Origin of the sequence: Amorphus coralli DSM 19760, assembly GCF_000374525.1 — a bacterium.
GTDB lineage: Bacteria > Pseudomonadota > Alphaproteobacteria > Rhizobiales > Amorphaceae > Amorphus > Amorphus coralli.
On record NZ_KB894570.1, the window covers coordinates 580819 to 596402 of the forward strand.

11 protein-coding genes and 1 pseudogene are annotated in these 15584 nt (G+C 61.0%); 1 reads left to right on the top strand and 11 read right to left on the bottom strand.

Annotation, left to right across the window (positions count from 1 at the left end; genetic code table 11):
• The 11 genes and pseudogenes from C507_RS20190 to C507_RS0102690 form a co-directional block, all read right to left on the bottom strand.
• Nucleotides 1-363 (bottom strand): MarR family winged helix-turn-helix transcriptional regulator, encoded by a 363-nt coding sequence (locus tag C507_RS20190; RefSeq protein ID WP_018698106.1) that lies wholly within the window; start codon nucleotides 361-363, stop codon nucleotides 1-3.
• Between the two features lie 109 nt (nucleotides 364-472).
• Nucleotides 473-1156: a hypothetical protein gene (locus tag C507_RS20195; protein ID WP_156829127.1), complete on the bottom strand. Its 684-nt coding sequence runs from the start codon at nucleotides 1154-1156 to the stop codon at nucleotides 473-475.
• A 251-nt stretch (nucleotides 1157-1407) separates the two neighbouring features.
• The gene (locus C507_RS0102655; protein WP_018698108.1) at nucleotides 1408-2724 is read right to left on the bottom strand and encodes a hypothetical protein; all 1317 of its coding nucleotides are present in this window, start codon (nucleotides 2722-2724) and stop codon (nucleotides 1408-1410) included.
• Between the two features lie 209 nt (nucleotides 2725-2933).
• Nucleotides 2934-3491, bottom strand: coding sequence for a recombinase family protein (locus C507_RS0102660; RefSeq protein ID WP_018698109.1), 558 nt, complete (start codon nucleotides 3489-3491; stop codon nucleotides 2934-2936).
• Nucleotides 3492-4023: 532 nt separating this feature from the next.
• Nucleotides 4024-4347, bottom strand: coding sequence for a BRO family protein (locus tag C507_RS22660; protein ID WP_083923340.1), 324 nt, complete (start codon nucleotides 4345-4347; stop codon nucleotides 4024-4026).
• Nucleotides 4348-4383: 36 nt separating this feature from the next.
• Nucleotides 4384-4671, bottom strand: a pseudogene (locus C507_RS20200) (BRO family protein); the annotation flags it as partial.
• A gap of 21 nt (nucleotides 4672-4692) precedes the next feature.
• Complete coding sequence (locus C507_RS0102670) at nucleotides 4693-7881, bottom strand: type I restriction endonuclease subunit R (protein ID WP_018698111.1); 3189 nt, start codon at nucleotides 7879-7881, stop codon at nucleotides 4693-4695.
• A gap of 26 nt (nucleotides 7882-7907) precedes the next feature.
• The gene (locus C507_RS0102675; protein ID WP_018698112.1) at nucleotides 7908-10040 is read right to left on the bottom strand and encodes a GmrSD restriction endonuclease domain-containing protein; all 2133 of its coding nucleotides are present in this window, start codon (nucleotides 10038-10040) and stop codon (nucleotides 7908-7910) included.
• Nucleotides 10037-11422 carry a restriction endonuclease subunit S gene (locus C507_RS20205; protein ID WP_083923341.1) on the bottom strand — a complete coding sequence of 462 codons (1386 nt, stop codon included), beginning with the start codon at nucleotides 11420-11422 and terminating at the stop codon, nucleotides 10037-10039. Before C507_RS20205 ends, C507_RS0102675 begins: the two co-directional genes overlap by 4 nt.
• Complete coding sequence (locus tag C507_RS0102685; protein WP_018698114.1) at nucleotides 11419-12975, bottom strand: class I SAM-dependent DNA methyltransferase; 1557 nt, start codon at nucleotides 12973-12975, stop codon at nucleotides 11419-11421. Before C507_RS0102685 ends, C507_RS20205 begins: the two co-directional genes overlap by 4 nt.
• A gap of 457 nt (nucleotides 12976-13432) precedes the next feature.
• Nucleotides 13433-14602, bottom strand: coding sequence for a GGDEF domain-containing protein (locus C507_RS0102690; protein ID WP_018698115.1), 1170 nt, complete (start codon nucleotides 14600-14602; stop codon nucleotides 13433-13435).
• 334 nt (nucleotides 14603-14936) lie between these two features.
• Here C507_RS0102690 and C507_RS0102695 point away from each other — a divergent pair, with 334 nt between their 5' ends.
• Nucleotides 14937-15584, top strand: a complete 648-nt coding sequence (locus C507_RS0102695; protein ID WP_040400442.1) for a response regulator transcription factor — start codon at nucleotides 14937-14939, stop codon at nucleotides 15582-15584.

A 15584-nucleotide genomic window follows, 5' to 3' on the forward strand; every position in this document is an offset into this window, starting at 1 on the left:
TCAAACCTCCTCGTCTGCTGCGGCCTCGTTGTCGCCGCCGATGATGAACTGAACCGACCGGTAAATCGCCCGGCCCTTCGGAGTGAGCGTTATGATGCGCGACCGCCGATCCTCGGGGTCGATCTGCTGCGCGACCAAGTCGTGCCCCTCGCGGCCACGTCCGCCGATCTCTGAAAGGATCGCCATGTTCCGAGAGACGGTCGTGCGCGTGTAGCCGGAGAGCTTCGTCAGGTAGTTCTGAGAGCACGGCTCGTACTTGGCGGCGAGGAGGAAGAGCCAGACGGTCTGGAGTTGCATTTCCGGGTCGACTTTCCGGAACTCCTCAACCAGGGCGATTGCCCTGTCGGTTGGTTGTAGTCGCATGATTGCTCCTTTGTGAGCGTGGGTTGGACCGGCCCAATAGGACCAGCAGGCTCACCGAATCACGTCGCCAAACCGATTGCAACCTATTGGTTACTGACACCCTATAGTATCAAATAAGGTCAACTGCTTGCTGCAAATCCGCACCGATGTGCCTGAGGACCCTGCCGCGGCTTCTCGGGTAGACGTGCATTTCGGTGGTGGCAGTCCGCCGCCGTCCCGGCCGGTTCGGGTCGGGTTCTTCGCGGGTCCAGCGCTTGTGGGTGCCGGACGCCATCCGATGAACGAGCTTCGCGGCCTGGACGCGACGGTACTCGGGATCGTCCCGGATCTGCGGATTGGCCGCGATGGCCATGTCGACGGCAAGCCACGCCGCGATTACCCTGAGAGGGTCCACACAGCGCTCTCTGAGCCTTGCCCAGGCGGCTTTCGCCCTGTCGGCGGGTGATAGGCCCCGCAGGCGAAACGCCTCCACATGAGGCCCTGCGCGGCGATAGAGGCCCTCCACGCGAGCGACCGCGTTATCGACGAACCGGTCGTCTCTGTTCTCCTGCAGCCTGTCGAGCGCCTGCTGGCGGAACGGTTCGATCTCGGCGGCGGTGAAGCTTCCCCGGTAGGGACTACCATGACGCTGGTAGTGGTCGGCATGGGACCGGCAGAACTTCCGGTCGAGGCCGTCGGCCGTTCCAGCCCGCGCCGGGTTGGGGCAGCCGATCACCCGGCAGTAGGTGTGCATGTGGTCGGGCCTGGAGGCTCGCGATCTGGCGTCTTCGCGACGCTTTTGTCTGTATTTCATCGTGTCCTTGTTCTTGTTGGTGTTGGCCGTCTTTCGGTCAGCGGCGAGCGGGGGAAGAATTTACGCCCCCCCATAAGGGTTGGTTCGATTAAAGTTTCCCCTTTTAGGGATAGTAGAGGGTGACCATTAGGTCCCTCGGTAGGTCTTTAAGACCTAGGGTTTCCCTAGGTTAGGGAGGGGCTAGAGCCCCGCTCCCCTCCCACCTGCAAGAGATACCTTAAGGCACTCGAAGGAGATCTCGGCGCTTAGGGTCAAGGAGCAAGCTCGACGCTTCCCTCGACGCCCGTGAGGCGCTCGAAGGTCTCCAGCATTACCGTTCGGGTCTCCTCCGCTCTCGACTCAGGCACCATGACGGCATCGTGGATCGGCAGGGCGGCGATCCCTCGGGCCTTCAGGTCCAAGAGAGCCTCAACCAGGATGGTGCTCTCATGGAACATGACCTCGTGGCCAATCCCCCGGAAGAACGCATCTCGAATCTCTGGGTGCGCCGCCTCGATGGCTGAGACGATCTCCTCGACGGTCTCCCCGCCGGGGAAGAGCTTGCGGGTACCCTTGGGCATCTGGGTTAACCGATGCTCGGCGAATAGCATGGCGTTCATGACCTTCTTGATGCCGGCGCGGCGGTGTTCGAAGCCTGGGATGGCATAGAGGTCGGTGCTCGGCGGCAAGCTCCCACAGAGCCCGTAGACGATCCGGGGGCAGACCTGGCCATAGTCCAGCTCTACGGCCTCCTCTCCGTCGATCAGAAGACCGTCTCGGCGCTCCTCCTTCCTCATGTGCTGCCAGAAGCCTCCGAAGAGGCGCCCTCCCCGTTCGAAGCTGCCAAGGGTGAAATGACGGCAGAGTGTCCGGTCCTCGAAATCGACCGTGCCGAGCCGGTCCCAGGTCAGGGCCACATTGAGATCCGCCGCTTCGAGCCAGTCGTTGATCTCCGCCATCTCGGCTCGGAGAGCACGGGTCCTGTCGGTGTCGACGTAGTCGAGCCGCCCGCCCTTGTCCCAGCGATCCTCTTTGGTGCGCTTGAGGATGATGGTCTCACAGCCCTTCCGGGCGACGGTCAGGTCCCGCAGGGTAATTCCGCGGTCGCTGATCCACTGCCGCAGCCGGGGAGTCGCACGGATGACGGTCTGCAGGCCTGTGCGGATCTCGGGGCGGTTTGGCGCGACGTCCTGCTGGATAAGCTCTGCCGAGGAGAGCGCGTCGAGGATGTCCGGGAAGGTCTTGCCGATGAAGGCGGGCCGGTAGCGGCTTGCGGCTGTCAGCTGGCGTTTGGAGCGGGTGACCGAAAGCCCCCCCGGGTGGCCATCGAGAACATGATGCATGACGTCGGCCAGGAGGGCCGCAACGGCCTTCTCGAAGTTAACCCCGTCCTGGGGGCGACGCTTGCGTTGGCGCTTGCCGGCTCGGCACTCTTCGTCTTGGAGGATGGCGATGGCCTCAGCCACAAGGGCCTTTGCCGTGTCGGTCTTTAGGCAGCGCCAGGGGTTGAAGGGTCGGTCTCTGGGGACGTCCTCTTCGGGACGGATATCGTCGGGCGCTTCACGCGCCGCGTTGGCAGTGTCGAGCAAGGGGCTCCTCTATTGTCGAAAGCGGCTTTATTCCTAAGAAGTGCAACAGAATATGACCACCCCGTCATCGAACACAGAGAGGCACACACAGGCGCGAGCAATTTCAGGTGGGTTTGATCCTAGCGAGACCTGAAGGCGCTGAGTGAAGCTCTCTGTCGCCTGTACGATTCCTTAAGAAGCACGACCGGCCGGTGCTCTTCTCAGCTGGCCTATGCCGGGGCAGAGGTCTCCTTGAGGCACCGGTAGACACTGGCACGGCCGATCCCGAGACGCTCGGCAATGGCCGTTGCCCCGAGCCCTTCGGCCTTGAGCCGGGCGACCTCCGCCGTGTCAATCGACGGCTTGCGGCCCTTGTAGACACCACGGGCCTTCGCCTTGGCGATACCCTCCAGCTGCCGTTCCTTCCGGAGGTTGGTCTCGAACTCGGCGAACACCCCGAGCATGTCCAGGAAGGCCTTGCCAGCGGCGGTCCTGGTATCGATGGGCTGCTCCGTGGCCTTCAGCTCGACGCCGTTGTCCCGAAGCTTGCGCACGATATCCTGAAGGTCCCCGATGGACCGGGCGAGACGGTCGACGCGCGTGACCATGAGGGTGTCGCCCTCCTTCAGGAAGTCCATGAGGATGGCCAGCTCGGTGCGGTCCTTCCGGCTGGTGCCGCTCCGCTTCTCTTCCCGAACGCACTCACAGCCGTGCGCCTTGAGGGTTTCCACCTGAGAGGACAGGTCCTGATCGGTGGTGCTGACGCGGGCGTATCCGTAGGTCGACATGAGAAGGCTCCAGGTGTCTCGCATGGCTCTAGACCATCCGCACCTAGCGTCTCAGAATCCCGAAATCAACCCTTATGGGACGCGAAAAGTGTCTCGCGGCGATGTCTCGCAGGGGTATACTTGAATTGGACAGCCGATACGTCCCGCTGGCGGACGTGGCTGTGTGTCTTCACAGTGCCGGCGCGACCGCGCGGCGACCCCGCAAGCCAATTCGGACGGCGGCCATCAACCAGCTTTTGGAAGCCCACCGCCGCGACGTGCTGTGTTACTGGAAGTCAGTAGGCCGTTCGTGCCTCAACAGAGGCCGGCACCCCCTCCCCACCGGGGAAAACTGGTCTCGGCATATAGTCAGATTGGCCGCTCAGAAATTTGCGCCAAACATTCCGGGACCCCACAGGGTCGGACCCCGAGAATCTGAGCGCTCTGATTGACGATGATGGCGCTCGGATTTCCGCTTCGGGGAATTGCCTCGACAATACCGACCTTATTCCGCTCATCGGGATCAAGGCAGGCAACCGTATCCCGAGATGCTTCAAGTTTGAATGACCCTCCGAAACGAACCGAGACAAAAAGAACGATAACCCGCTGAAACTCCTTTGTTAATCAGTTTTGATTTATCTCCATAGAGAGATGGAACCAACTGCCGGAGGCGGTGGTAGCCGCCGGTCTTCCGGATGGACGGAATGATTTCCGGCGTGATCCACTTTCTAAATCGATGCGGGGCCGGCTTGCGGCAAATCAGGACCAGCGAATAAAGGCCGCTCTCATTGAGTGTGCTCAAGATCTGCCGTCCCCCTAAGGGTGTCCATAGTGTGGACCCCCTTTTCATCATTGTCGGGCCGTCCTTGGTCACCATGACGTGGGACACACTCTGTCCGGTTAAGTCATTGATTTAGAAAGGCGCAAAATTGCGCTTCTGAAAATCATCCGAACAGGGAAGCTCCCGGATAGTGCCGAGAACGTCGCGATGGTTCTTCCCGAAAAAGGCGGCGACGTCCCGGCTTCTTGACAGGGTGTCTTCGCTAATTTCCTCGAACCGCTCGGCGGCGGGGAGCTTGGACCGCATGACCAGTCGGTAGACGTCCCGCTCGGGGATGATCGTCATGTCCTGCGCACCGCCACCCGAAAGGATGCGGTGAAACACCGCCCCCTTGCAGTGAGCCGCCACGGCATCGCGCGGCCGGGCATATCCGTGGAGGGATCACCTCGCGCTGGAGATCTCGCTAAGGAGCAGTTCCGCCTGTGCCAGGACTGTCTGGACGGCCTCCTGCTCCAAGTCAGGCGGATAGCCAAACTTCTTGAGGATACGCTTGACAAGAACGCGCATTTTGGCCCGAGCGCTCGCTTTGTGTTGCCAGTCCACCGTGACGGAACCGCGCATCTGGTTGACCAGCTCTTGAGCGATGACGCGAAGCTTGCTGCTTCCCATCGCCTCGATGGCACTCTCGTTCACTGCCAGGGCGGAATAGAACGCTGCCTCTTCTGCTGAAAGGCCCAGCTCTTCTCCACGGTCGGTAGCTTCTTTCATGTCCTTGGCGAGCTTGATCAGCTCCTGGATCATCTCCACCGTCGAGATCGCGTTGGCGTGATACCGCGCAACCGCCTCTTCCAGCCGCTTGGAGAAGGCCTTCGCCTCCACCACGTTGCTCTTGGAGCGACTCACGATCTCGCCATTGAGAAGCTTCTTCAGCGCCTCTAGAGCGAGGTTCTTCCTCTCCATACGCTGAACGTCGGCCAGGAACTCGTCGGAGAGCACCGATATATCAGGCGACTTCAGCCCAGCCGCACTGAGGATGTCCACGATCTCCGCATTGGCGACCGCTTGGTTCAGAAGCTGATCAACAGCAAGAGACCTGGCCTTGTCGGAGACCTTGCCCGCTGCCGTCGTCTTGGTCAGCGCAGCGCGGACGGCCTGAAAGAAACCGACCTCGTCCCTGATCTCTGCGGCCTCATCGCTTGACGACGCCAGTGCATAGGCCTTGCTGAGTTCCAGCACCGCATCCTGAAAACGGCGATGAGCCCGCTTCTTGTCATTAGCGGTCTTTGCCCTCTCCGCTTCGGCTTGCTGCCATTTCAATATCCAGTCGATGGCGTCCCCGAGCGCCCTGAGCCGCTGCTGAGGCTCCCCCTCCAGGCCAAGGCTGTAGTCGTGCCCGGCGAACATGCCCCGGACGACCTCATACTTCTGCAGGAGGACCGCGACAGCCTGCTCCTCATCGATGCCCGTCTTGTCGCGGTCGGACTGAGAGTATTGCGCAAGCGCCTTCTGCAGGTTCGAAGCGACACCGATATAGTCAACGACGAGCCCGCCCGGCTTGTCCTTGAACACCCGGTTGACCCGGGCGATCGCCTGCATCAGCCCGTGGCCGCGCATCGGCTTGTCGATGTACATCGTGTGCATGCACGGGGCGTCGAAGCCGGTCAGCCACATATCGCGAACAAGAACTAGCTTGAGCGGGTCGTCGATCTTCCGTGCCCGCTTGGCGAGCAGATCGCGGCGCCTCTTCCCGCCGATGTGCGGCTGCCAGTCGAGGGGATCGGAGGCCGAACCGGTCATCACGATCTTGATGGCGCCCGCATCGTCGTCGTCGGAATGCCACTCGGGCCGCAGCGCGACGATCTCGTTGTAGAGGTCCACACAAATGCGGCGGCTCATACACACGGCCATCGCCTTGCCGGGAAGGCCCTCGATGCGCTTCTCCAGGTGCTCGACCATGTCGGCGGCGATCAACGAAAGGCGCTTCTTCGATCCGACGAGCCGCTCAACGGACGACCATTTCGCCTTCTGCTTCTCCTGCTCGCTCAGCGTGTCATCTTCGAGCATCGCCTCGATCTCGGCATCGATCTTCGGCGTCTCGTCGTTGTCCAGCTCGATCCGCGCCAGTCGGCTCTCATAGTAGATCGGGACGGTAGCCCCATCCTCGACCGCCCGGCTGATGTCGTAGATGTCGATATATTCGCCGAAGATCGCCGGCGTGTTGACGTCGTCCGCCTCGATCGGCGTTCCCGTGAACCCCATGAAGGACGCATTCGGGAGCGCCTGCCGGATGTAGTGGGCGAAACCATAGCGCCGCTTGCCGGTGGCGCGGTCGAGCTTTGCATCGAACCCGTACTGGCTCCGGTGGGCCTCGTCCGCCATCACGATCACATTGTGACGCTCGGTCAGCGCCGGGAAACGGTCCTCATCTGCCTCAGGGGTGAACTTCTGCACGGTCGTGAAGATCACGCCCCCGGATGCTCGGTTGAGAAGTCGGCGCAGATCCTCCCGACTGTCGGCCTGCTCAGGTGTCTGGCGGATCAGATCCTTGCAGAGGCTGAAGGTGCCGAAGAGCTGATCGTCGAGATCGTTGCGGTCCGTCAGCACGACCAGTGTCGGGTTTTCCAGCTCGCGCGAGCGAACGATAAGCCCGCCCAGGAACGCCATCAGAAGGCTCTTACCCGAGCCCTGGGTATGCCAGATCACGCCGATCCTCCGATCCCCGTCGGGACCTGAAGCTGAAATGGCGCTCTGTAGCGCCTTCCGGGCACCATGGAATTGGTGGTAGCCGGCAATGATCTTGAAAGGACCGTCACCCTGGTCACCGAACACCGTGAAGTCGCGGATCAGAGCCAGAAAGCGTTCCTTGTCGAACACGCCGCGCAACAGCGTGTCCATCTCGTAAGGCCCATGCGGAGTGAAGTCGTCCGCCACCCCGGTAACCGAACGCCAGGGCATGAAGCGCTCTTCGTCGGCCGTCAGCGAGCCGATGCGGGCGAGCATTCCGTCGGACGCGACCAACACTGCGTTGGTTCGAAACAGCGACGGGATCTGCGCCTTGTAGGTCTGCAACTGGTTGAACGCGTGGTCGACCGTAGCGGTCTCGCTGGCAGCGTTCTTCAATTCGATGATCCCGAGCGGCATCCCGTTGACGAACACCACCACATCCGGCCGGCGAGTGAACTTGCCTTCCGCAACGGTGAACTGGCTCGTCACCAGGAAGTCATTGGCCTCCGATTGATCGAAATCGATCAGCCAGACCTTGTCGCTTTTCACCTCGCCATCGCCGGCGCTGAACTCGACGTCCACGCCTTCACTGATCAAGCGGTGGACACGGCGGTTCTCTTCGACAAGCGAAGGCGTCTCCGTGGTGGCGAGCTGACGGATGGCTTGCTCGCGGGCGTCGACCGGAATTGTCGGGTTCAACCGCTCGACGGCAGCCAGAAGACGATCCCGCAACAGAATATCGCCATAGGCGGACCTTGCCGGAGCGGTGCCATCCGGGGAGATGACACTGGATGGTTCGTAGGCGTACCCGAGCGCCTGGAACGTTGCGATGACGGCATCTTCGACCAGGCCCTCGTTGAACCCCGTCGGCTGCGCCGAGACTTGCTCGTAGATTACGTCGTCCATATCACCCGCCCCTCCTTGGCGAGTTGTCAGACGAAGCGCTCCTTGATGAAGGAAATCGCCTGATCTCCGGTCATTTCCCGGGACGAATTGCCGTTCCGCACATAGAAGCGGTCTTGTGGATTGCCGCCTTTGTCCGCCTGCTTGATGTAGATCGGTTTGTTGGCCTGGGAGATCTCCACACGGCAGATCTCCTTCTCGTCGATTTGGGGGAACGTCAGGTTCACCTTGGTTGCGGCAAAAGCCTCTCCAAAGGCATTAATGATCAGGCTCCTGAAGTGCAGCTCGAACTTGTCGCGATCGCCACCATTGAGCGTCTTGTAGTCGCTATCCAGCCCGCAGATCTCGCCGTCATCGGCAACACCGATCAAAAGCCGTCCGCCATAGGCATTCGCGAAGGCGGCAATGGTCTTCATGATCACGCCTTCCAGTTCCTTGTTCACGCTCCCCTGCCTGATGTCCCAGCGCAGGGTTTGCTTGAACTCGACATCTTCGTTCTCACCTTCCGCGATCATGTCTTCGAGGGAGATCTCTTCGGCGACCGAATGCGTCTCCGCCAGCCCCTCGAGCCAGGCGTTCATGCTGTCCGCCAGCTTCTTGCGGCGGGTTTTCAGAAACAGCTCATAATTCTCGATCTGCCAGAGCTCGCGATCCTCAGGAATGAGCTGCAAGGCAAGCGCCTTGGGCTGGTTCTCCGCAACGCTGGAGAGGTAGGCCTCGGTCTCCTTGGCCCCTTTGGCGCGATTGGCGGTTTGCGTCAGGATCGCCCGGTTCGTCAGCTCCTGCGCCAACTGATACTTCAGGCGGTTCTCCATCCCATATCCCGCCGCCTTCAAGTTGGCGAAGGCGAATATGTGGTCGTACTCGAGCTGGTACTTCGCCCCCATCGGCTGATGGATCGAAACGCCGGTCGTCAGGCACTTGGCTCCCCGGCTTTTCAGGTGCCAGCGTAACAAGCCGAACAGTGGATTCTGAACGGCACTTCCGACAAACTCCTCGGGAGAGATCGCGATCGCCCCACCCCGGTCTTCCCGGATTACATCGAGCAGGCGATCGAACGGCGTTTCGGAGTTGGCGACGATCTTCAGATCATGGTCGAGCTTCTGCGGAAGCTGGCTCACGTATCGCCGACGGATCTGCGAATAATAGAACCACTTCACCACCTTCTGGATCTCTGTGTGGCTCAGGTTGCAGTCCATACGGTAGCAATAGGCAACGATGGGAATGAGCGCGTAGATCGAGTTGATCTCGTCCGTGTGATCGACGAAGGCATGGCCGCGCAGCAAATTCGCCACATAATCCAGCACCTTGCCGTCGAGCGTCCGCCAGACATCCCGCACGGCTTCGTTGTTATCGGCCGCGTGAAGCTTACGCATATCCGAGCCGCTCTGATAGATGATGGCGAGCAGCGCAAAGACGACGAAATCGAGCTTGAAGATGAACCCATTCTTCTTGAGCGCATCCAGCTTGGCCTTAAAAGCCTCCCGAGCCTGGGGCCAGTAGCCTGAGATCTGCGCCAGCGCGAGTTCGGCATCGGTCAGTGAAATGCCACCGGCGTTGACGATGTAAAAGATGTCGATCGCTTCGCGCAGGCTGGCACGAATGGGAATGTTCTGCTCAGGGAATTCACGATCGAGGATGGCGTGCACTGCGGCAAATCGATCATCGATCTCGTCGTCCTCTTCCTTCGTCACCACCCGGCCCGAACTCTCGAGAACGCGCACGACATCCCTTGCTCGAACGCTCTTCTTGAAGATGTCAGTGATATTGAGCCACCGCGGGTCGGCTTCCATTCGCTTCCGGTGGTAATCGACCTCCCCGGTTTGCACATGGATGTAGAGCCCTCGGGTATCTTCGGTGATTTCCTCCAAAGAGTAATAGGGCGGTAGCTCCCCCCGAATCAGCATGTAGAGCGTGGTGATCCGCTGCTGGCCGTCGAGCAGGATCTTGATGGCACCCTGCTTTGGATCGTAAACGTGATCGCCCTTCAGCTCCGGCGGATTGTTGGTATCCCATGTGAGCATGGTGCCGGTGGGATACTCCTTGAGCAGCGAGTCGACGAGCAGCTTCGCGTCCTTCTTCTTCCAGACATACTCGCGCTGGAAGGCCGGCACGAAAAGCTGACGCTCGTCGATCTTCTCAAGGATGCTGCTGATTTTCATGAGGCTCTCGATACAGCGGGGGAAAGGTCGAGCTCTTCGGAGTCGCCCAAGCGGATCTCACCGGACATGAGTTTGGGCAGGAGGAGGTCACGGGTTGCGGCAAGAGTACGTATCTCTTTGAGACGCACTCGAATAAGTTCAAACAGTGGTGATACCAGTTTGTCGAACCCTGCCTCTACAGTGTTCGGCATGTCATAAAAATTTATAGATTTAATACTCTTCGAGTTTACTGCATTCGCTATTGATGAGGTGCTCCCCAATTGGCTGTAGTCGTAGCTTTTCATCCACAAATAGGCGAACCAAGGGGACCGTTTTTTCGTACCCTTTGCCAATTGGGCAATCGCCTCATTTGAAATCATCGGTCGATCCGCAATCGCTACCCTTCCCACGGTCAGCTTAAAGCTGACTACGACCGTGTCCGGCTCAATAAGTGGAACTCGAAAGTGAGCTGCTGCCTCTTCGGTCAAGCTTTCCGATGATTCAGAAATGAACGTCCCACATATACCCAGGTCTCGAATGGAGATCCAGGGGACATCGCTTAAGCTGCCACCGAAGTGTTGTTTCTCCTTCCTCGGCGGAGTTCTTCCAATCTTCACGATGAATGCGTCACCTAACTTGGTGAAGCTCCACCCCGTCGGCAGCCCATTGTCTCCGAAACTGTCCGGAAAGAGATCCGCGAGCTCTCTTGCCCGCTCGGCATCCTTGACCACACCGCCCATGATCTCGACCGGGTCGGTGGCGCCTTCCAGCTTGCGGCGGGTGGGGCCGAAATCCACGAACCAGTCGCGGAAGATCGCCTGCGCCATCGCCTCCAGCGTCTCGTTCATCCGCCGGTTCAGTTCGATCTTGTCGTCAAGATCATCCAGTATCGCCGCTATTTGCTCTTGCTGCTCTATGCCCGGCACCGGCACCGCAAGCCGCTTGATGATGCCTTCGTTTAAGTTCGGCATCGTCGCGCCAATCGCTTGCGCCCTGATCCATGCAATTGCTTCCGGCGACGACAGAAAATGAGAAAGAAAGGATGGCGAGACTTTCGACTGCTTTTGACTTACTCGCAGCCGGATAGCACCCGTTCCACATATGGCTCCAACATCAGCACTGCGGACGATTGCCGTTTGCCCGGTGGCCTGTGCGCCTCTCCTGGCGAATAGGATGTCGTTCAAAACCAGCTTGTGTTTTGATAGGCGGCTTGCGGTCTCTTCAGTCACCTTCGGCAGGTCTTGAGAGGCTATTCGGCGCTCCTTGATCGCTTCTGTCGGAACAACCGGAATACCATCCGCCACGTAGTCGTATGAGTGAAGCTGTGAGCCGAAGGGTCCAGTTTGCAATTCGACCACACCGTTCCCGCAAAGCTCCCCAATAAGCATTGTGGGGTAGCTCACGGCAGTATTCCCAACATGTTTCGGATCCGCCCCTCAAGCTTCCGTCCTTCGTCGAACTGCCCCAGCAACGTTTCCCTCAACTCCTCAAACTTCTCCGAAAATGACACACCATCATCCTTGGCATCCGCAGCGCCGACAAAGCGTCCCGGCGTGAGGACATATCCGTGGCTGCGGATCTCCTCCAAGGTAGCCGCCTTGGCAAAGCCGGGCTCGTCGGCGTAGTCCGCCCAGCCGTTTCGCTGCCGCGTCTCTGGCTTCGCCCGCCAGCGGTGGTAAGTGCCGGCAATCTTGTCGATGTCCTCGGCGGTGAACTCGCGCCGCACACGATCCGCCATGAAGCCGAGTTTGCGGGCATCGATGAACAGGGTCTCGCCGCGCCGGTTGCGGTGGCCGTTGGCGCTCTTGTTGCGGGCAAGAATCCACAGACAGGCTGGGATCTGGGTGGAGTAGAAAAGCTGCCCCGGCAGGGCGACCATGCAGTCCACCACGTCCGCTTCGATCATCGCCTTGCGGATCTCGCCTTCCCCGGATTGCTGGGACGACATGGAGCCGTTGGCGAGCACCACCCCGGCCGTGCCGCGCGGGGCGAGATGGTGGAGGATGTGCTGCAGCCAGGCGAAGTTGGCGTTGCCCTTGGGTGGCGTCCCGAATGTCCAGCGGAGATCTTCGGCCAATCGTTCGCCGCCCCAATCGGAGACGTTGAACGGCGGATTGGCGAGGATGAAGTCGGCCTTCAGGTCCGGCAGTTCGTCGCGATGAAAGCTGCCTTCGTTGTTCCAGCGGATGTCCGCGTCGATCCCCTGAATCGCGAGGTTCATCTTCGCCAGCCGCCAGGTGGTGTGGTTGACCTCCTGGCCATAGACCGCGATGTCGTTGCGCCGCCCGCCGTGCTCCTCGATGAACTTCTCCGACTGGACGAACATGCCGCCCGAGCCGCAGCAGGGGTCGTAGACGCGGCCCTGGTAAGGCTCCAGCATTTCCACCAAAGTGCGCACGACTGACCGGGGCGTGAAGAACTCACCGCCGCGCTTGCCCTCCGAGCTTGCGAACCCGGAAAGAAAGTACTCGTAGACGCGGCCGAGCAGGTCCTTCGCCTTATCGGTGCTGTCGTGCATGCCGATGTTGGAAAAGAGGTCGATCAGCTCGCCCAGCATCGTCTTGTTGAGCGTCGGGCGGGCATAGTTCTTCGGCAGAACGCCCTTGAGACCCTCGTTGGAGGGAAACTTCTCGATCGCCTCCATGGCGTCGTCGATCAGCTTGCCGATCTCCGGCCTCTTTGCGTTGGCCTGCAGATGCCGCCAGCGGGCCTCCTTGGGGACCCAGAAGACGTTTTCCGCCAGATACTCTTCAGGATCCTCCGCATCGGCGTATTCGTCAGCTTCGAGCTGGGCGTGAAGCCCGTCAAACGCGTCGGAAATGTACTTCAGGAAGATCAGGCCGAGCGCGACGTGCTTGTACTCCGAGGGCTCCAGATTGCCCCGGAGCTTGTCGGCCGCCTTGAAGAGGTTCGCCGCAAAATTAAGGTCGCCGCCGTTCGATGTCGCCGATGCCATGTGGTCCCCCGAATCCAGAAGGAGACCATAGAAAGCGGGCGGCTGTCCGTAAACGATAGACGCTGCCTCCTGCAGACAAGCCGGGGTTGAGCACTCACGGGTTTGTCACATTGGGCGCAGCGCACCCTCGGCAGTTCGATCAAATCTCCTCCTTTGCCACCGTTGCCACAGGCTTCCGCCATTTGTGGCATTCACACGCAATCTAGTAACGCTAGGGCAACAAGGCGCTACAACGAGAAACGGCCCGGAAATCCGCAGAAATCCGGGCCGAATTGACATTGTGTCTCAGTGGAGATTACCGGTCAGCCGATTTTAAGTCCTGTGTGTCTACCATTCCACCACGCCCGCATGGCGCCGCAGGGCGGCACCCGACCAGCGATCGTAAGATCCCGGACCAAGCTGGATCTAGCACAGGCGCCGGCACCACCGGTAGGCCGTCTGCCTCACTCCGGTCCGGTTATCCCGGCTGCTGGCTCCCGGCGAAGATCGCCCGGCTCCGGCCCTCCGACTTGGCTTGGTAGAGCGCGGCGTCGGCGCGCTTGAAGCAGTCCAGGTAGGATTCGCCAGCCCCCCGCACCGCGACTCCGAAACTGCCGGCGATCGAGGGTGCGGCGGCAGGAAGGTCGAAATCAGCAGCTGCAATGGCGTGTTCAAGACGCGCAACAAGGATCTGTGCGAGGTCGCGGCCGCCATCGGGGATCAGAATGGCGAACTCCTCGCCGCCGATGCGTCCAAGCACCTCAGACTGGCGAAGGCTCGATCGCATCAGCGCGCCGACGGCTCGCAACACCTCGTCGCCGGCGGCATGGCCACAGGTATCGTTGACCAGCTTGAAGTGATCGAGATCGAGAAGGACCAACGCCGGCTGTCGCCCCTCGGCCTGCTCGAAAAGCTGACCGGCCCGATCCTCGAAGCCGCGCCGATTGAGCACGCCGGTCAGCTGGTCGAGATCACGCTCGGTACGCAGCCGATCGATCATCTCGGACAGCTCTGCGATCAGGATCGCAAGCAGAAGCGCTGTCCCGAGAACGGCGTTGGTCAGCTGCAGCACCGGCCAGAAGGCGGATTGTCCGAAGTTCTCGATCGACGGATCCGGCAGCATCGCAAGGGTGATGAAGGTGCGGGGAAAGAACTGGATCGCGAAGACCAGCAGGATCCAGAAGACCGCGCGTTCCGAATAGGGCCCACGCGCCAGGTGCGAAAGCCGCAGCGCCGTGTAGAGGAAGATCATGCCCGGCAGCAGGTTCTGGATGTAGACCCGCGCAACGAAGGAGGGATCCACGTAAACGAACCACAGCGCCAGGCCAGTGAACGCGGCCAGGATGAACGCATCAGCGGCGATCCCGATCCGGTGGCCGAAGCGGCGCAGGATGCCCTCGCAACCGGCCAGCGTCGCGCTGATGTAGAAGAGGCTGGATATGAAAATGTGGACCCCGACCGGGCTCGGCCAGCCGACGATGAGCCGGAAAATGCCGCCGACGGAGGACAGCAGGCAGCATGCCGCAATGAGAAGCAGATAGTTGCGCCCGTCCGAGATCGCCCAGGCCCACAGGAAGGCGACGGCGAAGACGACAAAGGTGCTCGGCCCCACCAGGTTCAGAACCAGGCTGTCGGCTTGCCCGCCCATCGATATGCCCCTGCCCCCGGCCCTGTTCCCCCGTGCCGGACGCACCCGGCGGTACGCTCCGATTCCCGTTCGCGGAGTTCCTTCCAAGGCATCAAGCACATGCGCGTGGCGAAGTCCTCTTCTTTTGCGCTCCTTGCGAAGATCTGGGGGATAGCGACCCTCGCATTGCACCGGCATGCGCCCGGCTGATCTCTGCCCGCAAAGTAAACAGGAGACGCTGCTCCGGTCGTCACCGGTGCGGATAATGACGCCATGCGCGGCGGACCGACGGTTGCTGTATTGCCCCTCATGACGAAAGCGCCCTAGTCTGTCCAGATACTCGGAGGGCGATCGCATGGAATGTGCCCGGGATCTCGAACCCATCGCTGAGCGGGCGTTAAGGGCCGCGGCGATGGAATCCGTCGGGCTCTACCTGTTCGACGACGAGGGGCGTTTCGAGCGCGGCATTATTCTCGGCATGCCGGACGCCTTCGTGAAGGCCTACGAGATCAGCGGCATTCCCATTGATCCGGTGCTCGCCCAGGTGCGCCAGCGCGGCACGCCCACGTCCACGGTCACCTGCCTCGGCGACCGGTGGAGTTCGAGCGAGCTCTACCGCCGAGTGTCGGGCCGCTTCGGGCTGAAGGGGTTCGCCACCCTCCCGCTCTATAACAGCACGCGGCTCGCGGGCGTGCTCTATCTCGGCTCCATGACCGACGCCAGTTTCGCCCGGCTGACGACGAACGGCCTCTGCGAAATGAGCGTTCATGCCACCAGCGTCTCCACCGAGCTTCTGACGCTGCCCCGCCGTCACCCGCGCCTCAGCCCGCGCCAGGACGCCGTGGCGCGGCTCGCCGCCCAGGGGCTCGCCAACCGGGAGATCGCCGAGGAGCTCGGCACCGGCGAGGCTGCGGTGCGCAAGCACCTGAAAGCGCTGAACCACATCTTCGGCACCAGCAACCGGACCGCCATGGCCGCCGTCTGGCGCGAAGGCCTTCTCTAG